Consider the following 21,129-nt stretch of genomic DNA (forward strand, 5'->3'; position numbering starts at 1 on the left):
GCTCGGTCGAGCGGGGGCCACGGCCGTACCCGGGGCGGGCACGCGACCGCGCTCATGGCTTGTCGCGCTGGTCGGCACCCCGGGTGCGGGGCAGGGCGTGGCGCGGCGGGCTGGTCAGGGTGATCTGGCGCACCAGTTGGTGGAACGAGACCAGTGCGGCGACGGGCGGCAGCCCGGCGACGGCCATGCTGGGCGGGTCCTTGGGCGCGTGCGCGACGCAGAGGAAGACCGCGATGGTGGAGAAGAGCACCACCACCGCCCAGGAGTGCGCCGCGCCCCGGCGGTGCAGGGCGGCGCGCAGCACCGACAGCGAGGCGACCAGCCAGGGCCCGTAGACCAGCAGGGGCCACCACGCCGCCATGGACTCCGAGGTGCTGGGGGAGGCCAGATAGCGCAGCGGGCCGTAGGAGACCATCCCGCCGAGCACGCTCAGCATGGCCACGATGACCGTGGTGACCGCCGCGAAGAGCAGGCTGATCAGCTGCAGCCACGGCATGGTCGGCAGCCGGAAGCGGACCCGCCGCCGCCGCCCGCGGCCGCGGACATGCGCGGGGGAGCGGGCGGCGGGGAAGCTGCCGGTGGTCCGCTCGGCCGGCTCGTCGAGCAGGGAGCCGCCGGGCGGGCCGACGGGCGAGTCGAGCGAGGACGCGGGGGAGGCGCCGGGGGCGGAGGTCTGGAGCAGCCGGGCCAGGTCCCCCTCCAGGTCCCACCGGCTCTCGATCGTCTCGGGGTCCGGCAGCGGGAAGCCCAGCGAGTCGTCGGGGGCCATGTCGAACCGCTCGCCGGGGGCGGGCCGGTGGCCGGTGGGGTGCGGGGGGCCGTAGCCGCCCGGCCTCGGCTCGGTGTACGTCATGCCTGTACGCCCGGTTCCGTGGTGCCGCAGCGGTGGACGAAGTCGGTCTCGATGCGGTTCAGGGTCCGCAGGAAGTCCTCCCACACCCGGGCGCAGTACTCGAGCGGAAGCCGCTCATCCTCGCCCCCGTGGCCTCCGGGACGGTATCCGCCGTCCGGGCCGTGGGGGTCATGATCGGTGCTCTGCAGGCTGTCTGGGGTCACGCTCCCACCAACGAGGGCCAAATTGGTGCCGTATTGTGGCATTCGGGTGAAACGCGCGTCAGCACGGCCCGGCCTCCCGCAACGATTCACCGCACGGCCACTCCGTGCGCAACGTTCGTACACCTATGCGCAAGAATGGTGCATTAAGGACGGGCCTGTGTGTCGGGGCTCCATGCCCCGGGGCTCGGCTCCAGGGGGCTCGGCTCCCGGCTGATGCGGCGCAAGCCCGTCGAACTGCTGGTCGCCGAGGGCGGTCAGGGCGAGGGCGGGAAGCTGCGCCGCTCGTACTCGGCGAGGCGGTGCCGGACGCCGGGCCCGCGATTGGTGTCTGATCCTGGAGTACGGGGTGTCGGTGGCCGCCGTCGCGGTCGGCTGGGGCCACTGGATGATGGCAGCCTGGACAAGGTGACCTGGATGGCCGTCGGCCTTGTGCTGTACTTCGCATACGGCATGCGCCGCTCCCGACTGGCCACGGCAGAAAAGTGACATCCCCGCAGTGCGACTGAACGATCTGGACGAACGCATCGTCCACGCCCTCGCCGAGGACGCCCGCCGCAGCTACGCCGACATCGGGGAGGAGGTCGGCCTCTCCGCCCCCGCCGTCAAGCGACGCGTGGACCGGCTGCGGGCCGAAGGGGCCATCACCGGCTTCACCGTACGGGTCGACCCCGCCGCCCTCGGCTGGGAGACCGAGGGCTTCATCGAGCTCTACTGCCGCCGCAACACCTCGCCCGACGACATACATCGTGGTTTGAACCGCTACCCCGAAGTGGTCTCCGCGTCGACCGTCACCGGCGACGCGGACGCCATCGTCCAGGTCTTCGCGTCCGACATGCGGCACTTCGAACGCGTCCTGGAGCGGATCGCGGGCGAGCCCTTCGTGGAGCGCACCAAGTCCGTCCTGGTCCTCTCGCCCCTCCTGCGCCGCTTCGGCTCGGGAGCGCCCGCGTAGCCCTGCTCGACGCAACGAATCGTCGCGGCGGGCCCGGAAGACGTCATGAATCGACGCCGGATGCGCAACGGTCGCGCCTTGTCCGCCGATCTCGGGCCGACGTACCGTCTTTGTGCCGTTACGTCTCTCCGTCTCTTCCTGTCTCTCTTCCGCCCGAGGTCCGCCCATGCCCACGCTGCGCACCGCCCTGCTCCAGAGCTCCGGCCACCCCGGCGAGACCGCCCATAACCTCAAGGTCCTCGACGAGGCGGCCGGGCGCGCGGCGGCGGCCGGGGCCGGGCTGCTGATCGCCCCGGAGCTGTTCCTCACCGGATACGCGATCGGCGACGGCGTGCGGCGGCTGGCCGAGCCGGCCGACGGTCCGGGCGGCCGGGCGGTGGCCCGCATCGCCACCACCCACGGGCTGGCCGTCCTCTACGGCTACCCGGAGCGCGCGGGCGGCACGGGGGACGCCGACGGCGCGATCTTCAACTCCGCACGGCTGGTCGGCCCCGACGGCGCCGAACTCGCGAACTACCGCAAGACCCACCTCTTCGGCGACTTCGAGCGCGCGTGGTTCACCCCCGGCGACACCCCCGTCGTCCAGGCCGAACTCGGCGGCGTACGCCTGGGCATCATGATCTGCTACGACGTGGAGTTCCCCGAGAACGTCCGGGCCCACGCCCTGGCCGGAACCGATCTGCTGCTGGTGCCCACCGCGCAGATGCACCCCTTCCAGTTCGTGGCCGAGGCCCTCGTCCCGGTGCGCGCCTTCGAGAGCCAGCTGTACATCGCGTACGTCAACCGCACCGGGCCCGAGGGCGACTTCGACTTCATCGGGCTGAGCTGCCTGGCCGGGCCCGACGGCACGGTCAAGGCCCGCGCCGGGCGAGGCGAGGAGCTGGCCCTCGGCGAGGTGGACCCGGGGCTGCTCGCCGCCTCGCGCGCCGCGAACCCGTATCTGGGCGACCGCAGGCCCGAGCTGTACACGCCCCTGACCTGACCCCGCCGCCCCGCGCGTCCCTCGTTCACCCCTCCCCGCAAGGAGTCCGTACCCGATGACGTCCATGGTGCCCACCGCCGTCCACGACCAGCAGGACGACCAGCAGGACGGGCGGCGGCCCGACCCGCCGCTGACCATGTTCGGCCCGGACTTCCCCTACGCCTACGACGACTACCTCGCCCACCCCGCGGGGATCGGCCAGATCCCCGCGACCGAGCACGGCACCGAGGTCGCGGTCATCGGCGGCGGGCTGTCCGGCATCGTCGCCGCGTACGAGCTGATGAAGATGGGCCTGAAGCCGGTCCTCTACGAGGCCGACCGGATCGGCGGGCGGCTGCGCACCGTCGGCTTCGAGGGCTGCGACCCGTCGCTGACCGCCGAGATGGGCGCGATGCGCTTCCCGCCCGGCTCCACCGCCCTCCAGCACTACATCGACCTGGTGGGCCTGACGACCCGGCCCTTCCCCAACCCCCTCGCGCCCGACACCCCCTCGACCGTCGTCGACCTGAAGGGCGAGTCCCACTACGCGCGCACGCTGGACGACCTGCCCGAGGTCTACCACCAGGTGATGGAGGCATGGAACGCCTGCCTGGAGGAGGGCGCCGACTTCTCCGCCATGCAGCGCGCCATCCGCGAGCGCGACGTCCCGCGGATCCGGGAGATCTGGTCCCGCCTGGTCGCCAGGCTCGACGACCAGACCTTCTACGGCTACCTCTGCGACTCCCCGGCCTTCGCCTCCTTCCGGCACCGCGAGATCTTCGGTCAGGTCGGCTTCGGCACCGGCGGCTGGGACACCGACTTCCCCAACTCCATCCTGGAGATCCTGCGCGTCGTCTACACCGGCGCGGACGACGACCACCGCGGCATCGTGGGCGGCAGCCAGCAACTGCCGCTGCGGCTGTGGGAGCGCGAGCCGCGCAAGACCGTGCACTGGGCGCCGGGCACCTCGCTGGCCTCCCTGCACGGCGGCCGGCCGCGCCCGGCCGTCACCCGGCTGCACCGCGCGGCGGGCGACCGCATCGTCGTCACCGACGCGGCGGGCGACATCCGCTCGTACCGCGCGGTGGTCTTCACCGCACAGTCCTGGATGCTGCTCTCGAAGATCGAGTGTGCTGACTCGCTCTTCCCCATCGACCACTGGACGGCGATGGAGCGCACCCACTACATGGAGTCCAGCAAGCTGTTCGTGCCGGTGGACCGCCCGTTCTGGCTGGACAAGGACGAGGTCACCGGGCGGGACGTGATGAGCATGACGCTCACCGACCGCATGACCCGCGGCACCTATCTGCTGGACGACGGGCCGGACCGGCCCGCCGTCATCTGCCTCTCGTACACCTGGTGCGACGACAGCCTCAAGTGGCTGCCGTTGTCCGCGAACGAGCGCATGGAGGTCATGCTCAAGTCACTGTCGGAGATCTATCCGAAGGTCGACATCCGCAAGCACGTCATCGGCAGTCCGGTCACCGTCTCCTGGGAGAACGAGCCCTACTTCATGGGCGCGTTCAAGGCCAACCTCCCCGGCCACTACCGCTACCAGCGCCGCCTGTTCACCCACTTCATGCAGGACCGCCTCCCGGCCGACCGGCGCGGGGTCTTCCTCGCGGGCGACGACATCTCCTGGACAGCGGGGTGGGCCGAGGGCGCCGTACAGACCGCGCTCAACGCGGTGTGGGGCGTGATGACCCACTTCGGCGGGCGGACGGACCCCACGAACCCGGGCCCGGGCGATGTCTACGACGAGATCGCGCCCGTCGAACTCCCCGAGGACTGAGCCGGTGGGTTTGTGGTGGGTATGAGACGCCCAGCGTGGTCAACCGGTGCGCAGCGGAGTGAGCAGAAAGCGCCCCACCAGCCCGACGCTCTCGTCGACCCGCTCGACGAACTCCTCGGTGAGGTCCGGCAGTCCGCGCAGCCCCCACAGCGCGCGGAACGCCGCCCACGCGGCGCCCCGCGCCTTGTCCAGGCTCCACGCCCCCACCACATGGGTCAGCGGATCGGCCACGTCCAGCAGATCGGGGCCGGGCATCAGCTCCTCACGGATCCGCTCCTCCAGCCCGGCGAGCAGGGTGCCCACCCGGTCGAAGTCACCCTCCAGGTCCTCCGGTTCGGCCTTCCGCGCCCGGCAGGTCTCCACAAGCGCGAGGGCCAGGTCATGGCCGATGTGCGCGTTGATCCCGGCCAGCGCGAACTGCAGCGGACGGACCGCGGGATGGCGCCGCAGCTGGAACAGCGGGCGCCAGCAGGCGGGCGGCCGCCGCCCGGCCGCCACCGCGTCGACGGCGGCCAGATAGCGGGCGGCGAAGCGCACATCCAGGTCCTCGGTCGCGGCCGGGTCCTGGAAGTACTCGGCCGTGAGCCGGTGGCCGACCTCCTCGGTGACCGCCAGATACACCCGGTTGAAGACCGCCACCCCGTCCCGGGGCGGCAGCGTGGCGCCGAACGCGCGCATCCGCGCCACGACACCCTCCACGGTCCGCGGCGCGTGCCGCTCGGCCGACGTCGTCATGGACGCAAGCGTCGCAGCAGGGCCGCGGCCGGACCGGCCGTACGCCGCCGGTTCCCCGAAACGGGCTAACCCGGCTCCGTCAGCTTCATCACAGGGACCCGGCGCCGAGGGCCGTCCACAGCGTCGGGTACAGCGGCCGCCAGCCCAACTCGGCGCGGAGCCGGGCGTTGGAGCACACCCCGTACCAGGGGTCGGGGTCCGTGCGGTCCGCCATGCCCTCCGGGACCGGGACGCCGTTGACCTGGTGCAGCTCCACCGCCGTGACGGGCGCGTCGTCGACGATGTTGTACCTCCGCCCGGCCACCCCCGGCGCGGTCAGCAGCCGCAGCAGTCCCTGCGCCACATCGGCGTGATGCACCATCTGCAGCCGCTGGTGGCCCGCCCAGTGCGTGGCCCACCTCAGCGCATCCGCCAGATGCGGGTCGCCCTCCCCGTACACGAAGGCCAGGCTGCCGATCCGGACGTCCAGACCGCGCTCGCGGTGCAGCGCCAACAGGCCCTGCTCGGCCTCGGCCTTCGACGCGGCGTACGCGCCCCACATCGGCCCGCCCGGCACCGTCTCGTCGTCCTCCACCAGCGGCCGGCCGCGCCCCAGACCATAGGCCAGATTAGTGCTGACCTGGACAAAGCGCGGGACGCCCGCCTCCAGCGCGGCCCGGGCGAGACCGAGGGCCGCGTCGCGGTTGACCGCCCACGCCTCCTCGTCCGGCACGCCCCGGAACGCCGCCGCGACGTTGACCACCGCGTCCGCCCCGGCCAGCGCCTTGCGTACGTCCTGCTCCTCGCGCAGATCGCCGATTGCCACCTGGGCGCCGAGCGCGGCGAAGCGCGCGCCTTTCGCCTCGTCGCGCACCAGGACCCGCACCTCGTCCCCGGGCGCGCCCCACCGCAGCAGCCGCGGCACGAACCGCTCTCCCACCTTGCCGGTCACCCCGGTCACCAGCGTCAGCATGTGCCGACTCCCTTCGTCGGTTCTCTCGTGTTCCGTCGGCAATGACCCTGCGGGAGTACGTGGCCGACCGGGAGAGCACCGCCGATCCGGGGATTGGCAGACCCTGGATGAGGAGCCGGTGACCGGCGACCCTTGAGGCGTGGACCGCACCCAGCTCGCCGACTTCCTCCGCCGCTGCCGCACCCGGCTCTCACCCGCCGACGTCGGGCTCGGCCCGGGCGCGCGCCGCCGCACCCCCGGGCTGCGCCGCGAGGAGGTGGCCCAGCTGACCGGCATGTCCACCGACTACTACACCCGCCTGGAACAGGCCCGCGGCCCGCGCCCGTCGCGGCAGATGCTGACCGCGCTGGCCCGCGCGCTGCGGCTCACCGACGACGAGCGCGACCACCTCTTCCACCTGGTGGGGGAGGAGCCGCCGCGCGACCGGTCCGCCTCCGGGCATGTGCGGCCCGGCCTGCTGCGGGTCCTGGACCGGCTGTACGACACCCCGGCGCAGGTGATCAACGACTGGGGCGAGGTGCTGGCACAGAACGCGATGGCCGCCGCCCTGACCGGCGACGTCAGCTCCCGGCCGCCTGGGCAGCGCAACATCGTGCGCAAGTACTTCACCGACCCGGACGCGCGCCGGCTGTTTCCGCCGGAGGACCAGGAGGAGCACGCCCGGCGCCATGTCGCGAACCTGCGGGCGGTGCTCGCCGCCCGCCCCGACGACCCCGGCCCGGCGGCGCTCGTCGCCGAGCTACGGGCGGCGAGCGCGGAGTTCGGCGCGCTGTGGGAGGCGCATGAGGTCGCCGTGCGGCGCTCGGCGGTCAAGCACTTCCTGCACCCGGTGGTGGGGACGCTGGAGCTGGAGTGCGAGGTGCTGCTGAGCGCCGAGCACGCCCAGCGGCTCATCGTCTACTCGGCCCGCCCGGGCACCGAGTCCGCCGAGCGGCTGGAGCTGCTGCGGGTGGTGGGGCTGCAGGACCTCGCGGCGCCCAGGTAGCTCAGGGCTTCGCGGGGTTCCCGGCGGCCGCCGCCGGCTCGTCGTCGTACGCGCTGGTGCCCGCGTCCAGCAGCGGTTCCTCCCGCTTCATATGGGCCGGGGCCAGCGCGCGCAGCAGGTGGTAGCCGCTGAGCACGACGACCGTGCCCAGCGCGATCCCGCTGAGCTCGAAGTTGTCGCTGACCTTGAGGCTGACCCCGCCGACGCCGATGACCACACCGGCCGCGACCGGCACCAGGTTGAGCGGATTGCGTAGATCCACCTTGTTGTGCACCCAGATCTGGGCGCCGAGCAGCCCGATCATGCCGTACAGGATGACGGTGATCCCGCCCAGCACGCCGCCGGGTATCGCCGCGACGATTGCCCCGAACTTGGGGCACAGCCCGAAGAGGAGCGCGAAGCCGGCCGCGGCCCAGTAGGCGGCGGTGGAGTAGACGCGGGAGGCCGCCATGACGCCGATGTTCTCGGAGTACGTGGTGTTGGCCGGGCCGCCGACCGCCGTGGAGAGCATGGTGGCCGCGCCGTCCGCCGCGATGGCGGTGCCGAGGGTGTCGTCGAGCGGGTCGCCGGTCATCTCGCTGACCGCCTTCACATGCCCGGCGTTCTCGGCGATCAGCGCGATGACGACCGGCAGGGCGACCAGGACGGCCGACCACTGGAAGCTGGGCGCGTGCGCGGAGGGGAGGCCGATCCAGTCCGCCTTGGAGACCCCGGACAGGTCGAGCCGCCAGTGGTCGGTGATCCGTCCGCTGCCGTCCAGCGAGTGGATCCTGCCGAAGACGCGGTCGAAGAGCCAGGAGATCACGTAGCCGAAGACCAGGCCCGGGAAGATCGCGACCCGCGACCAGAAGCCGCGCAGACAGACCACGGCGAGACCGGTGAAGAGCATGGTCAGCAGCGCGACCCACTGGTCGGCGGGCCAGTACGTCTTCGCCGTCACCGGCGCGAGGTTGAAGCCGATCAGCATGACCACCGCGCCCGTGACCACCGGCGGCATCGCCGCGTGGATGATGCGCGCGCCGAAGGTGCGGACCGCCAGGCCGCTGAGGAACAGCACCCCGCCGACCACGAGAATCGCGCCGGTGACGGCGGCGCTGCCACCCCCCTGCGCCCTGATCACGGCGGCCACGCCGACGAAGGAGAGGCTGCAGCCCAGATAGCTGGGCACCCGGCCGCGGGTCGCCAGCAGGAACAGGATGGTCGCGACCCCGGACATCATGATCGCGAGATTGGGGTCGAGCCCCATGAGCACCGGGGCCACGAAGCTCGCCCCGAACATCGCCACGACGTGCTGCGCGCCCAGCCCCGCCGTCCTGGGCCAGGACAGCCGCTCATCGGGCTTGACGACGGCTCCGGGGGCGGGCGTGCGCCCGTCGCCGTGCAGGGTCCAGCGCACGCCGAGGCCCATGGTTGTGCTCCACTTCATTGCTCACGGGGGATCGCGGCAATGTTAGTGGGTCGAAAATGTGTTTCATCCCGCTAAAGATCCGTGATCCGCACGTCCAGCAGGTCGCGCAGCGCCCGCCGCCCCTTCTCGCTGACCCGCAGCGCACGCTGGCTGCCGATCCGCACGCACCACCCCGCGTCCAGCGCGTGCCGGCACAGCGCGGCCCCCGCCATGCCCGCCAGATGGGGCCTGCGCTCGGTCCAGTCCAGACAGCTGCGGGCCATCGGCCGACGACCGCGCGGGGCGGCCGACAGATCCACGCCGAGCCGCCGGAACCAGGCAAGACCGGCGTCGGTCAGCGCGAACCCCGTCGCGCCCTGCAGCAGCCCCTGCTCCAGCATCGCGTCGGTGATCGCGGTGCCCAGCCGCCCGGCGAGATGGTCGTAGCAGGTGCGGGCCCGCGCCATGGCCGCGCAGGCGCCGGCGGCGCGCAGCGTCCGGGGCGCGGGCGGCGGCGCGGCGTGGCCGGACAGGTCCTCGATCAGCTGGGCGATCTGCGGCCCCGCCAGCCGTACGTAGCGATGCCTGCCCTGCCGCTCCTCCGCCAGCAGTCCGCCCTCGACGAGCCGGCTCAGATGCTCGCTCGCGGTCGACGCGGCCACCCCGGCGAGCCGCGCCAGCTCCCCGGCGGTCCAGGCCCGCCCGTCGAGCAGCGCCAGACAGAACGACGCGCGGGTCTCGTCCGCGAGCAGCGCGGCGAAGCGGGCGAGCTGGGGGCCACGGGGATGGGTTTGCGCCATACGGCCATCATGCGCCCCCGACACTTCGGCCCCGGCCGAACGGTGCGCCCCGTCAGCGCGGTGTGGTGCTCGGCGCCGCGGTGTCGGCGTGGCCGTCGGGCGCCGCCGCGCCCGGCTGCCCCGACGACGAGCCCCGCAGCGCGCCCGCCCCCGCCACCAGCCCCAGCGCCAGCACGGTCACCAGACCGAACGAGACCGTCAGCGAGGTCGCGTCGGCGATCGACCCCATCGCGGCCGGAGCGATCAGGCCCGAGGTGTACGTGATCGTGGCGACGCCCGCGATCGCCTCGCTGGGATTCGGCCCGCTGCGCCCGGCCGCCGCGAAGGCGAGCGGGACGACCACCGCGATGCCGAGGCCCAGCAGGCCGAATCCGGCGATGGCGAGGACGGGCCCGGTGGCGGTCACGACCAGCACACCGCCGGCCGTGGACAGAACGCCGCCCGCGCGTACGGTCCGTACCGCGCCGAAGCGGCCCACCACCGCGTCGCCGACGAGCCGGGCCGCGGCCATGGTGCAGGAGAAGGCCGTGGTGCAGGCGGCGGCGAGGGCGGGGGAGGAGTCCAGGGCGTCCCGCAGATAGACCGCCGACCAGTCCAGGCTCGCACCCTCGGCGAACACCGCGCAGCAGCCGACCGCGCCGATGAGCAGCGCGGAGCGGGGCGGCAGGGCGAAGCGGGGCGGCGGGTTCTCCTCGGGGGCGCTGCGCAGGTCGAGCACCCAGTGGCAGACGACCGCGCCGACCGCGGTGAGCACGGCGGCGGCGAGGCCGAGGTGCAGCCGGGCGTCCGCGCCGGTGTGGGCGGCGAGCGTGCCCGCCGCCGAGCCGAGGAGCGCTCCAACGCTCCACATCCCGTGCAGCCCGGACATGATGGAGCGGCCCAGGCGCGTCTCGATCTCCACGCCGAGGGCGTTCATGGCGACGTCGGCCGTCCCGGCGGCGGCGCCGAAGACGAACAGCGCGCCGCACAGCCAGACCAGGCCGGGCGCGAGCGGGGGCAGCACCAGCGACAGGCACCACAGCGCGAGCAGCCCGCGCAGGGCGGCGCGGGCGCCGAAGCGGTGGCTGATCCGCCCGGCCAGGGGCATCGCGACGGAGGCCCCGAGCGCGGGGAAGACCAGCGCGAGGCCGAGCAGGCCCGCGCCGAGGTCCAGGTGTTCCTGGATCCAGGGGACACGGGTGGCGAAGTTGCCGGTGACCGCGCCGTGCACGGCGAACACGGCCGCCACGGCCACCCGCGCCCGGCGGAGCGGCCCCCCTTTTTGTGGTTCGGTTCGCCTGGGCCGCGGGCCTCTCGCCTCCGTATCGCTGTCCATACCTGCTGCCCACCCTCCCGGAGACGCGATTTCGCCCACGGAAACTATCAGGAAGGGTCCCTGATAGATAGAGTCCGAAGGAGCGGTGCCTCTGAAAGGATCCCGCCATGACGTCGACGCGCGTGCCCCTGGCGGGCCGTACCGCCTCCCCGAGTACGGCGCGGGCCATCAATGACCGCCTCGCCCTGCACCTCCTCAAGGACGAGGGGCCGCTGACCGCCGGCCAGCTCAAGACCCTGACCGGGCTGTCCCGGCCCACCATCGCGGACCTCGTGGAGCGGCTGCGGGGCGCCGGACTGATCGCGGTCGTGGGGGAGGCGGGCGCCGAGCGCCGGGGGCCCAACGCCCGGGTGTACGGCATCGTCGCCGACAGCGCGCATGTGGCGGGCGTGGACGTCCGCGCGCGGAGCGTCGCGGTGTGCGTGGCCGATCTGCTGGGCGACATCTCGGCCGAGGCGTCGCTGCCGGTCGCCGCCGACGCCGAGCCCGCGCGGGCCGCCGAGGCCACGGTGGACCTGGTGCGGCACACGGCCCGGGAGGCCGGGGCCGAGCGGCTGCACCACATCGGCATCGGCGCCCCGGGGCTCGTCGACCCGGCGACCGGCGAGCTCGCCGCCACCGATGCCCTGCCCCGCTGGCACCGTGAGCTGAGCGCGGCCCTGTACGGCGGTCTCGGGGCGCCGGTGCTGCTGGAGAACGAGGTCAATCTGGCCGCCGTCGCCGAGCAGCGGCTCGGCGTGGTCCGCGACCGGGACACCTTCGTGCTGCTGTGGCTGGGCCACGGCGTCGGCGCGGCCGTCGTGCTCGACCGGAGGCTGAGACGCGGAGCCTCCGGGGGGACGGGGGAGATCGGCTTCATGCCGGTGCCGGGGACGTCCGGGCTGCCGTCGGCGACCGGCTGCGACGGCGGCTTCCACTCGCTCGCCAGCAGCCCCGCGGTCTGTGAACTCGCCCGCGAGCTGGGGCTGTCGGCCGACGCGGCGGACGACGCGCCCGCGGCGGAGGCGGTCGTACGGGCCGCGGTGGACGCGGGGGAGCGGGGCGAGCCGTTCCTGGACGCGCTCGCGGGCCGGATCGCGGTCGGGGCGGCCGCGGTGTGCGCGGTACTCGACCCGGGCTGTGTGGTGCTCGGCGGAGAGGTGGGCCGGGCCGGGGGCGCCGCTCTCGCGCGCCGCGTCGAGGACCGGGTCCGGGGCATGTCGCCGCTGCGCACCCAGGTGCGGGCGGGGGTGGTGGGCGGCGGCGGGGTGTTGCGCGGCGCGGTCCTGACCGCCATGGACGCCGCCCAGAACCAGCTGTTCGGCGCCCCTTAGCCGGTCCGCGGCTCGGCGCCGCGCCTCCTCCTCACCCTTCTCGCCGCTGTTCCGAGTTGTGCGCGCGTCTCTTGTCGTGAGCATGGCCCCACATAGCCTGACCCGCGATCGCGATCCTGAAAGACTTCCGCGCCTACGCGGCGAGCGACATCGTGCACGCGGCGGCCGACGCGGGCGACCGCAAGGCCAAGGCGGCGCCCGGCGGCGACCTGTGGGCGGTGCGGCCGGCCGTCGAGCTGCTTGACAGCATCGCCACCGCTGGCTGACGGGCGGGTGAGGCAAGCCACACTCCCGCGGCTCCAGCTGTGCCGATGTCCCATGGCACACTGGGGCCGTACCAGTGACGTCAGCGCACTCCGGGGTCGGTGAAAATCCGAACCGGCGGTTACAGTCCGCGACCCGTCCGCCGCCAGCGGCCGGTTGACCAGGTGAAATTCCTGGACCGACGGTGAAAGTCCGGATGGGAGGCAGTGCGCGGCGGGAGCAGAGCACCGGTGCGCCGCTGTCGGCGGCCCGCCCTTTGTGGCGGACCGTATCCCGGCCGAGGCGTTCCCCGGTGCAGCCTTTCCGCTTCTGTCATCTCGACAGCCCCGGAGTCCGTGCCCGAAGAGGCAGGAGGACCCGGTGGCCACCGCAGCCGAAGCCGAAGCAATGCGCCGTGCCGTCGCGCTCGCCGCCCGGGGCCTCGGCCACACCAGCCCCAACCCCGTCGTCGGCTGTGTGATCCTCGACGCCGACGGCCGTACCGCCGGCGAGGGCTGGCACCAGGGGGCCGGCGGGCCGCACGCGGAGATCCACGCCCTGCGCGCCGCCGGCGAGCGGGCCCGCGGCGGGACCGCCGTCGTCACCCTCGAACCCTGCAACCACACCGGCCGCACCGGCCCCTGCGCCCAGGCGCTGCTGGACGCCGGGATCGCCCGCGTCGTGTACGCGGTCGCCGACCCCCACGCCGAGGCCGCCGGCGGGGCCGCCACCCTGGCCGCCGCCGGGACCGCCGTCGAGAGCGGACTGCTCGCCGAGGAGGCCGCCGCGGTCAACGAGGCCTGGCTGACGTCGATGCGGCGCGGCCGCCCCTTCGTGCTGTGGAAGTACGCCGCGACCCTGGACGGGCGCAGCGCCGCCGCCGACGGCACCAGCCGGTGGATCACCTCCGCCGCCTCCCGTGCCGATGTGCACCGGCTGCGTGCCGAGGCGGACGCCGTGGTGGTGGGTTCCGGCACCCTGCGCGCCGACGACCCGCAGCTGGCCGTCCGCGGCCCAGGCGGCGCCCGGCAGCCGCTGCGCGTCGTACTCGACCGCAGGGCCACCATCGCGCCGGGCGCCCGGGTCCTGGACGGCACCGCGCCCACGCTGGTCGCCGTCGCCGAGGACGCCCCCGCCCCGAGACTGCCGGGCGGTGCCGAGATGGTACGGCTGCCGCGCGCCGCGTCGGGGCCGGGCCTGGACATCCCCGCGCTGCTCGGCGAACTCCACGCGCGCGGGGTCCGTTCGGTCCTGCTGGAGGGCGGCCCCACGCTCGCCGGGGCGTTCCTCGCCGCCCGCGCCGTCGACAAGGTCGTCGGCTATCTCGCCCCCGCCCTGCTCGGCGCCGGCGCCCCCGCCCTCGCCGACGCCGGAATCACCACCATCACCCAGGCGCTGCGCCTTGAGCTGACCGATGTCGCGCGGCTCGGTCCCGACCTGCGCGTCACCGCCGTGCCCACCGTGTCCGCCGCCCCCGCCCCCATCGCCCCCGAGGAGAGCTGAGTGTTCACCGGAATCGTCGAAGAACTGGGCGAGATCGTCGCCGTCGAGAACCTCGGCGACGCGTCCCGCTTCCTGGTCAGCGGCCCCGTCGTCACCGAAGGCGCCAAGCACGGCGACTCCATCGCCGTCAACGGCGTCTGCCTCACCGTCGTCGACCACGAGGACGGCCGGTTCTCCGCCGACGTCATGGCCGAGACCCTGAACCGCTCCAGCCTCGGCGCCCTCACCGTCGGCTCCCGCGTCAACCTGGAGCGCCCCATGGCGCTCGGCGGGCGCCTGGGCGGCCATCTGGTGCAGGGGCACGTGGACGGCACCGGCACCATCGTCGAGCGCAAGCCTTCCGAGCACTGGGAGATCGTCAAGATCTCGCTCCCCACCGACCTGAGCCGCTATGTCGTCGAGAAGGGGTCCATCACGGTCGACGGCATCAGCCTGACCGTCGTCGACGCGGGCCCCGACTACTTCACCGTCAGCCTCATTCCGACGACCCTCGACCTGACCACCCTGGGCGTCAAGCAGGCCGGCGACCCGGTCAACCTCGAAGTGGACGTGCTCGCCAAGTACGTGGAGCGGCTGCTGGGCAAGGACGCGGGCGCCCCCGGCGCCCCGGACGAGGGGGCCGTCGCATGACCGCCCCCGCCGGCGACGCACAGGAGTCCATGGACAGCAGGAACACCAGGAAGCGACACACGACCATGACCCCCTTGCAGAGCGTGCAGACCGTCCAGAGCCTGCGGAACGCCGTCGAGTGGCCCGACGAGCTGGCGCTCGACTCCGTCGAGCGGGCGATCGCCGAGATCGCCGCCGGGCGCCCCGTCGTGGTCGTGGACGACGAGGACCGGGAGAACGAGGGCGACCTCATCGTCGCCGCCGAGAAGGCCACCCCCGAGATCGTCGCCTTCATGATGCGCGAGTGCCGCGGGCTGATCTGCGCCACCTTGGGCGCCGCCGACCTCGACCGGCTGCGGCTGCCGCAGATGGTGGAGGAGAACTCCGAGTCCATGCGCACCGCCTTCACCGTCTCGGTCGACGCGACCGCCGAACACGGCGTCGGCACCGGCATCTCCGCCGCCGACCGGTCCACCACCCTGCGCCTGCTGGCCGATCCGCACAGCACCGCCGGCGACTTCGCGCGCCCCGGACACATCTTCCCGCTGCGCGCCCGCGACGGCGGCGTGCTGACCCGCGACGGCCACACCGAGGCCGGCGTCGACCTCGCCCGGCTGGCGGGGCTGCGCCCGGCCGCCGCGATCTGCGAGATCGCGGGCGTGGACGGCACCATGCTGCGCCTGCCCGAACTGGTCTCCTTCGCCCGCGAGCACGGGCTGGCGATCATCTCCATCGAGGCCCTGATCGCCTACCGCCGGGCCACCGAGTCCACCGTACGGCGCGAGGCCGAGACCCGGCTGCCCACCGCCTTCGGCGACTTCCAGGCGTACGGGTACCGCTCCACCACCGACGGCGTCGAGCACATCGCCCTTGTCCAGGGTGATATCGGCGACGGCGAGGACGTCCTGGTCCGCATCCACTCCGAGTGCCTGACCGGCGACGTCTTCGGATCGCAGCGCTGCGACTGCGGCCCCCAACTGCACGCCTCCCTGGAGCGGGTCACCGCCGAGGGCCGCGGCGTGGTGGTCTATCTGCGCGGCCACGAGGGCCGCGGCATCGGGCTGCTGTCCAAGCTGCGCGCGTACGAGCTGCAGGAGCTGGGCCGCGACACCCTCGACGCCAACCTCGAACTCGGCCTGCCCGCCGACGCCCGCGACTACGCCGCCGGCGCCCGCATCCTCGCCGACCTCGGCGTGCGCTCGCTGCGCCTGATGACCAACAACCCGGAGAAGACCGCGGCGCTGGTCCGGCACGGGCTGCGGGTCACCGGCCGGGAGTCGATGCCCATCCAGGCCGGCGAGCACAACCTGCGCTATCTGCGCACCAAGCGCGACCGTATGGGCCACGACCTGCCGTGGCTGGAGAGCGGCCGTCCCCAGCCGATGTCCGCCTGCGGCAACCAGTAGCCGCGGCCCCGTACCCAAGAGCGAACCGCACCAGAGCAACACCCGCACCAGAGCAACACCCGTAGCAAGGAGAGACGTAGACGTGAGCGGTAAGGGAGCCCCCGAGCTGTCCGTGGAGAACTGCGGAGACCTGCGCGTCGCCGTGGTGGCCTCCCAGTGGCACGCCCAGGTGATGGACGGACTCGTCGACGGGGCGCTGCGCGCGCTCCGCGAGCTGGGCATCGACGAGCCGGCCCTGCTGCGCGTGCCGGGCAGCTGGGAGCTGCCGGTGGTCGCCAAGGCCCTCGCCGGCCGCGGCTACGACGCGGTCGTGGCCCTGGGCGTCGTCATCCGCGGCGGCACCCCTCACTTCGACTATGTGTGCCAGGGCGTCACCCAGGGCCTCACCCAGGTCAGCGTGGACACCGGGGTGCCCATCGGCTTCGGCGTACTGACCTGTGACACCGAGGAACAGGCCCTGGACCGGGCGGGGCTGGAAGGGTCGAGCGAGGACAAGGGCCACGAGGCCGTCACCGCGGCCGTCGCCACCGCCGCCATCCTGCGGTCGGTCTCCGAGCCCTGGCTCTGAGTCGTGCACCGCGGCCCCAGTAGGATGACGGGCATCATGCCCAAGAAGACGTTCGAGGAGCTCTTCGCAGAGCTTCAGCAGAAGGCCCTCACGGCCGATCCCGCGACCTCCCGCACCGCCGACCTGCTTCAGTCGGGCGTGCACGCCATCGGCAAGAAGGTCGTGGAGGAGGCCGCCGAGGTGTGGATGGCCGCGGAGTACGAGAGCGACGCCGCGGCCGCCGAGGAGATCTCGCAGCTCCTCTACCACCTCCAGGTGATGATGATCGCCCGGGGCCTGACCCTCGACGACGTCTACGCTCACCTCTGAGCACGCCCCACCCCAACCCTCGCCCACGTAAGGAAAAAGGTCTCATGCTGCGCATCGCCGTCCCCAACAAGGGTTCACTGTCCGAGCCTGCGTCGGCGATGCTCCATGAGGCGGGCTACCGGCAGCGCAAGGACCGCAGGGAGCTGGTGCTCGTCGACTCCGACAACGACGTCGAGTTCTTCTTCCTGCGCCCCCGCGACATCGCCGTGTACGTCGGCTCCGGCCGCCTGGACATCGGCATCACCGGCCGCGATCTGCTGCTCGACTCCGGTTCCCAGGCGGAGGAGATCATGCAGCTCGGCTTCGCCGGTTCGACCTTCCGCTACGCCACCCGGCCCGGCACCGCGAAGGACGTCAGCGAATTCGGCGGCATGACGGTCGCCACCTCCTTCTCCGGCCTGGTCACCAAGCACCTCGCGGACAACGGCGTCGACGCCGCCGTCGTGCACCTCGACGGCGCCGTCGAGACCGCCATCCAGCTCGGTGTGGCCCAGGTCATCGCCGATGTCGTCGAGACCGGCACCACCCTGCGCAACGCCGGCCTGGAGATCATCGGCGAGCCGATCCTGGAGTCCGAGGCGGTCGTCATCCGCCGCACCGGCGCCCCCGCCGACGACCCCAAGGTCCAGCAGTTCCTCCGTCGGATGCAGGGCGTCCTGGTGGCCCGGCGCTACGTGATGATGGACTACGACATCCGCGTCGAGCAGGTGGAGCGGGCCGTGGCCCTCACCCCCGGCCTCGAGTCGCCCACCGTCTCCCCGCTGCACCACGAGGGCTGGGTCGCGGTCCGCTCGATGGTCCCCACCAAGGACGCCCAGCGGATCATGGACGAGCTGTACGACCTGGGCGCGCGGGCCATCCTGACCACCGGCATCCACGCCTGCCGCCTCTGACCCCCGGCGCGCCCGTTCACGGCCCGCCCCTCAACCAGGCCCACCTTCCTCTCACGGAGAGACCCCACGTCACGTGTCCGCCCCCGAGCCAGCGCCCGCGCAGCCCCCTGCCGGGCTCCCCGCCCTCCCCGTCACCTTCCGGCCGACCCGCACCCGGGCCGTCCTGCTCACCACGGGGGTCCTCCTGGTCGTCGTCCTCACGGCGGTCAGCCTGCTTCTGGAGGGGCTGAACCCGGGGGAGAAGCTCAGCTTCGTCTTCACCGGTCTGCTGTTCTTCGGCGTGCTGGCGCTGCTCAGCCGGCCCAAAGTGGTCGCCGACGCAGGTGGGGTGACCGTCGTCAACCTGACGACCAAGCGCCGACTGGCGTGGGCGGAGGTCGTCCGGGTCAACCTGCGGCCCGGCGACCCGTGGGTCTACCTGGACCTCTCCGACGGCACCAGCCTGCCCGCGATGGGCATCCAGCCCGGCATCGCCAAGGCCCGCGCCATCGGCGACGCCCGCGCTCTGCGGGCGCTGGCCGAGCAGCACGGCACGGGCCCGTCCGAAGAGTGAGCGATGACCGACGGCCGCCCGATCGGCCCCCGGGGCCTGCCCGGAACGCCGGATCCTTGATTACCCTGTTGCGAGGGCGCCGACGGTGCCCCGGCCCGTACCACCTGTCCGCGCGCCCCTCAGCGCACCCCGGCAGGCCCCTGCGACCCGAGGAGTGACTCCCTCCAGAGATGGACGGATCGTCCTGTAGTACCTGCGCCGCCTCTCACCCGACGGCGGCGGCATGAGCACCACCCTGTCCCTCCTGCTGCTCGCCGCAGCACTCATCCTGATCCTCGCCAATGGCTTCTTCGTGGCGGCCGAATTCGGCCTGGTCACCGTCGAGCGGCCGGACGCCGAGCGGGCCGCCGCCGAGGGCGACCGCCGGGCCGGAACCGTCGTCGAGGCCCTGCGCGAGCTGTCCTTCCAGCTCTCCGGCACCCAGCTCGGCATCACCATCACCTCCTTGGTGGTCGGCATGCTCGCCGAGCCGGCGCTGGGCGAGCTGCTGACCCCGCCGCTGACCGCCACCGGGCTGCCGCACGGCGCCGTCTCCGGCATCGCCGTCGTGGTGGGGATGCTGGTCGCCTCCGCCGTGCAGATGATCGTCGGCGAGCTCGTGCCCAAGAACTGGGCCGTCTCCCGACCGCTGCAGGTCGCGCGGTTCGTCGCCGGGCCGCAGTACGCCTTCGCCCGCTTCTTCCGCCCGGTCATCGCCCTGCTCAACACGGTCGCCAACCGGCTGGTGCGGGCCCTGGGCGTCGAGCCCACCGAGGAGCTGGCCTCCGCCCGCACCCCCGGCGAACTGGTTTCCCTGGCCCGCCACTCCGCGCGGGCCGGCGCGATCGAGCAGGACACCGCCGACCTGTTCGTACGCACCCTCTCCCTCGGCGAGCTGACCGCCCAGCATGTGATGACCCCCCGCGTCCGGGTCAGTGCCCTGCAGTCCTCCGCGACCTCGGAGGACGTGCTCAACCTCACCCGCGCCACCGGGCTGTCCCGCTTCCCCGTCTACCGCGACCGGCTCGACGAGGTGGTCGGCATGGTGCATCTCAAGGACGCCCTCGCGGTGCCCTCGCAGGAGCGGCTGCGCACACCGGTCGCGCGGATCGCCCAGCCCCCGCTGCTCGTTCCCGAGACGCTGCCCGTCCAGCCCCTCCTGGAGCGGCTGCGCAGCGAACAGCCGATAGCCGTCGTCGTCGACGAGTACGGCGGCACTGCGGGCGTGGTCACCCTGGAGGACATCGTCGAGGAGCTGGTCGGCGAGGTGCGCGACGAGCACGACGACGAGGCCGCGGACACCCCGGACCTGATGCCGGCCCCGGCCGAGGACGGCCGCCCCGCCTGGGAGGCCGACGGCGGTTGCCGCGTCGACACCCTGCGCCGGATCGGCCTGGAGGCGCCGGACGGACCGTACGAGACGGTGGCCGGCCTGGTCGCCGACCTCCTCGCGCGGATCCCGGCCGTCGGCGACACCGCCGAACTGCCCGGCTGGAAGCTCTCGGTCCGGCAGGTCGGACACCACCGGGCCGAGCGAGTGCGGATCATACGCACCGGAATGGGAACCGGAACGGGAACCGGAGCCGGGGCGGCGGCCGCCACCGGCACAGTCACAGCGAGCGGCGCCGTGAGCGGCGGCGCGCGGGGGGCGGAGCGATGAGTCTGGTCCAACTTCTCTTCGCCGCGCTCCTCGTCCTCGCCAACGGCTTCTTCGTCGGCGCCGAGTTCGCCCTCGTCTCCGTCCGCCGCAGCCAGATCGAGCCGCGCGCGGCCGAGGGCTCGGCCCGCGCCCGTACGGTGCTCACCGGCCTGGAGAGCCTGCCGCAGATGATGGCGGCCGCGCAGTTCGGCATCACCGTCTGCTCGCTGACGCTCGGCGCGGTCGCCGAGCCGACCGTCGCGCACCTGCTGGAGCCGGTCTTCCACGCCGTCCATCTGCCCGGCGGTCTTGTCCACCCCCTCGGTTACGCCATCGCGCTCGCGGTGGTGGTCTGTCTGCACCTGGTCATCGGCGAGATGGTGCCGAAGAACCTGGCCATGGCGGCCCCCGAGAAGACCGCGCTGTGGCTCGGGCCCGGCCTCGTCGCCTTCGCCCGGCTGTGCCGGCCGGTCACCGCGCTGCTCGGCGCCTGCGCCCGGCTGGTGCTGCGGCTGTTCCGGGTGGAGCCCAAGGACGAGGTCGAGGCGGTCTTCACCAGCGAGCAGCTCACCCATCTGGTCGAGGACTCCCGGCAGGCGGGGCTGCTCGACCCCGGCGAACACGAGCGGCTCGCCGACGCCCTGGAGCTGGGCAGCCGCCCGGTCACGGATGTGCTGCTCGACCCGGCGGGCCTGGTCACCGTCGATCCCTCGGTCACGCCCCGGCAGATCGAGGAGCTGACCGTACGGACCGGCTACTCCCGTTTCCCGGTGCGCGGGGCCGGCGGGGCCTTCATGGGCTATCTGCATGTGAAGGACGTCCTGGACCTGGAGGCCCGGGAGCGGGCCGTACCCCAGCATGTGTGGCGCCCGATCGGGACGCTGCGGGCGGAGCTGCCGCTGGACGACGCGCTCACCGCGATGCGGCGCGCGGCCGCGCACCTGGCGGCCGTCGCCGACGCGTCCGGGAAGGTGCTGGGGCTCGTCGCCCTGGAGGACGTCCTGGAGATGCTGGTGGGCGAGGTGCGCGACCCCTCCCACCGGGGCGGTACCCGCGACCGCGTGGCCGAGCCCCGGGGTGAGGCGGCGCCGTCCCCTGCCGAGGCGTCGGAGGCTTCGGCGGCTTCGGAGGAGGAGCGGCGGGCGATGGTCGGCTGAGCGGGCGCCCCCGCTCAGCCGT

21 protein-coding genes, 2 pseudogenes and 1 riboswitch are annotated in these 21,129 nt (G+C 73.3%); of the genes and pseudogenes, 16 read left to right on the top strand and 7 right to left on the bottom strand.

The window, feature by feature from the left end:
* Positions 1–52: 52 nt before the first annotated feature.
* Together PV419_RS24130 and PV419_RS24135 are read right to left on the bottom strand one after the other, a co-directional pair.
* Positions 53–853: a DUF2637 domain-containing protein gene (locus PV419_RS24130; RefSeq protein ID WP_319692117.1), complete on the bottom strand. Its 801-nt coding sequence runs from the start codon at positions 851–853 to the stop codon at positions 53–55.
* The gene (locus PV419_RS24135; protein WP_319692119.1) at positions 850–1,056 is read right to left on the bottom strand and encodes a hypothetical protein; all 207 of its coding nucleotides are present in this window, start codon (positions 1,054–1,056) and stop codon (positions 850–852) included. The genes PV419_RS24130 and PV419_RS24135 overlap by 4 nt, the downstream gene beginning before the upstream one ends.
* Positions 1,057–1,269: 213 nt before the next feature.
* Between PV419_RS24135 and PV419_RS24140 the strand changes: the two are divergent.
* From PV419_RS24140 to PV419_RS24155, 4 genes and pseudogenes are all read left to right on the top strand, one after another.
* A pseudogene (locus PV419_RS24140) lies at positions 1,270–1,444 on the top strand (amino acid permease); the annotation flags it as partial.
* Between the two features lie 108 nt (positions 1,445–1,552).
* Positions 1,553–2,008, top strand: a complete 456-nt coding sequence (locus tag PV419_RS24145) for an Lrp/AsnC family transcriptional regulator (RefSeq protein WP_319692121.1) — start codon at positions 1,553–1,555, stop codon at positions 2,006–2,008.
* Between the two features lie 166 nt (positions 2,009–2,174).
* A complete protein-coding gene (locus PV419_RS24150) occupies positions 2,175–2,990 on the top strand; it encodes a carbon-nitrogen hydrolase family protein (RefSeq protein ID WP_319692123.1) in 816 nt (271 codons plus the stop codon).
* A gap of 55 nt (positions 2,991–3,045) precedes the next feature.
* Positions 3,046–4,761 carry an NAD(P)/FAD-dependent oxidoreductase gene (locus tag PV419_RS24155; RefSeq protein ID WP_319692125.1) on the top strand — a complete coding sequence of 572 codons (1,716 nt, stop codon included), beginning with the start codon at positions 3,046–3,048 and terminating at the stop codon, positions 4,759–4,761.
* 39 nt (positions 4,762–4,800) lie between these two features.
* Here PV419_RS24155 and PV419_RS24160 read toward each other — a convergent pair whose 3' ends face one another.
* Positions 4,801–5,496, bottom strand: a complete 696-nt coding sequence (locus tag PV419_RS24160; protein WP_319692126.1) for a DUF5995 family protein — start codon at positions 5,494–5,496, stop codon at positions 4,801–4,803.
* Positions 5,497–5,584: 88 nt separating this feature from the next.
* Positions 5,585–6,448 (bottom strand): NAD(P)-dependent oxidoreductase, encoded by an 864-nt coding sequence (locus PV419_RS24165; RefSeq protein WP_319692128.1) that lies wholly within the window; start codon positions 6,446–6,448, stop codon positions 5,585–5,587.
* A gap of 139 nt (positions 6,449–6,587) precedes the next feature.
* On the opposite strand from PV419_RS24165, the gene PV419_RS24170 reads away from it, so the two are divergent.
* Positions 6,588–7,433 carry a helix-turn-helix transcriptional regulator gene (locus PV419_RS24170; RefSeq protein WP_319692129.1) on the top strand — a complete coding sequence of 282 codons (846 nt, stop codon included), beginning with the start codon at positions 6,588–6,590 and terminating at the stop codon, positions 7,431–7,433.
* Position 7,434: 1 nt separating this feature from the next.
* On the opposite strand, the gene PV419_RS24175 is transcribed toward PV419_RS24170, so the two are convergent.
* The 3 genes from PV419_RS24175 to PV419_RS24185 form a co-directional block, all read right to left on the bottom strand.
* Positions 7,435–8,841, bottom strand: coding sequence for a uracil-xanthine permease family protein (locus PV419_RS24175; protein WP_319692181.1), 1,407 nt, complete (start codon positions 8,839–8,841; stop codon positions 7,435–7,437).
* A gap of 71 nt (positions 8,842–8,912) precedes the next feature.
* A complete protein-coding gene (locus PV419_RS24180) occupies positions 8,913–9,620 on the bottom strand; it encodes a winged helix-turn-helix domain-containing protein (protein ID WP_319692130.1) in 708 nt (235 codons plus the stop codon).
* A 52-nt stretch (positions 9,621–9,672) separates the two neighbouring features.
* Positions 9,673–10,935, bottom strand: coding sequence for an MFS transporter (locus tag PV419_RS24185; RefSeq protein ID WP_415925375.1), 1,263 nt, complete (start codon positions 10,933–10,935; stop codon positions 9,673–9,675).
* A gap of 107 nt (positions 10,936–11,042) precedes the next feature.
* Here PV419_RS24185 and PV419_RS24190 point away from each other — a divergent pair, with 107 nt between their 5' ends.
* The 11 genes and pseudogenes from PV419_RS24190 to PV419_RS24240 all read left to right on the top strand — a co-directional run bounded on the left by PV419_RS24190 (position 11,043) and on the right by PV419_RS24240 (position 21,107).
* Complete coding sequence (locus PV419_RS24190; RefSeq protein ID WP_319692133.1) at positions 11,043–12,248, top strand: ROK family transcriptional regulator; 1,206 nt, start codon at positions 11,043–11,045, stop codon at positions 12,246–12,248.
* Positions 12,249–12,370: 122 nt separating this feature from the next.
* Positions 12,371–12,514: pseudogene (locus PV419_RS24195) on the top strand (alginate lyase); the annotation flags it as partial.
* A gap of 81 nt (positions 12,515–12,595) precedes the next feature.
* A riboswitch (FMN riboswitch) is annotated at positions 12,596–12,726 on the top strand.
* 146 nt (positions 12,727–12,872) lie between these two features.
* Positions 12,873–13,994, top strand: coding sequence for a bifunctional diaminohydroxyphosphoribosylaminopyrimidine deaminase/5-amino-6-(5-phosphoribosylamino)uracil reductase RibD (gene ribD, locus PV419_RS24200; protein WP_319692134.1), 1,122 nt, complete (start codon positions 12,873–12,875; stop codon positions 13,992–13,994).
* Positions 13,995–14,624, top strand: coding sequence for a riboflavin synthase (locus tag PV419_RS24205; RefSeq protein ID WP_319692135.1), 630 nt, complete (start codon positions 13,995–13,997; stop codon positions 14,622–14,624).
* Positions 14,625–14,689: 65 nt separating this feature from the next.
* Positions 14,690–16,009, top strand: a complete 1,320-nt coding sequence (locus PV419_RS24210) for a bifunctional 3,4-dihydroxy-2-butanone-4-phosphate synthase/GTP cyclohydrolase II (protein WP_319692183.1) — start codon at positions 14,690–14,692, stop codon at positions 16,007–16,009.
* 82 nt (positions 16,010–16,091) lie between these two features.
* Positions 16,092–16,577: a 6,7-dimethyl-8-ribityllumazine synthase gene (gene ribH, locus PV419_RS24215; protein ID WP_319692137.1), complete on the top strand. Its 486-nt coding sequence runs from the start codon at positions 16,092–16,094 to the stop codon at positions 16,575–16,577.
* Positions 16,578–16,613: 36 nt separating this feature from the next.
* Positions 16,614–16,886: a phosphoribosyl-ATP diphosphatase gene (locus PV419_RS24220; protein WP_014174926.1), complete on the top strand. Its 273-nt coding sequence runs from the start codon at positions 16,614–16,616 to the stop codon at positions 16,884–16,886.
* 44 nt (positions 16,887–16,930) lie between these two features.
* Complete coding sequence (gene hisG / locus PV419_RS24225; protein WP_319692138.1) at positions 16,931–17,779, top strand: ATP phosphoribosyltransferase; 849 nt, start codon at positions 16,931–16,933, stop codon at positions 17,777–17,779.
* Between the two features lie 73 nt (positions 17,780–17,852).
* Positions 17,853–18,332 carry a PH domain-containing protein gene (locus PV419_RS24230; RefSeq protein ID WP_319692139.1) on the top strand — a complete coding sequence of 160 codons (480 nt, stop codon included), beginning with the start codon at positions 17,853–17,855 and terminating at the stop codon, positions 18,330–18,332.
* Positions 18,333–18,555: 223 nt separating this feature from the next.
* Positions 18,556–19,971 (top strand): hemolysin family protein, encoded by a 1,416-nt coding sequence (locus PV419_RS24235; RefSeq protein WP_319692141.1) that lies wholly within the window; start codon positions 18,556–18,558, stop codon positions 19,969–19,971.
* Positions 19,968–21,107 carry a hemolysin family protein gene (locus tag PV419_RS24240; RefSeq protein WP_319692143.1) on the top strand — a complete coding sequence of 380 codons (1,140 nt, stop codon included), beginning with the start codon at positions 19,968–19,970 and terminating at the stop codon, positions 21,105–21,107. Before PV419_RS24235 ends, PV419_RS24240 begins: the two co-directional genes overlap by 4 nt.
* The last annotated feature ends 22 nt before the right edge of the window (positions 21,108–21,129 follow it).

The organism is Streptomyces sp. ME19-01-6 (assembly GCF_033793745.1).
GTDB lineage: Bacteria > Actinomycetota > Actinomycetes > Streptomycetales > Streptomycetaceae > Streptomyces.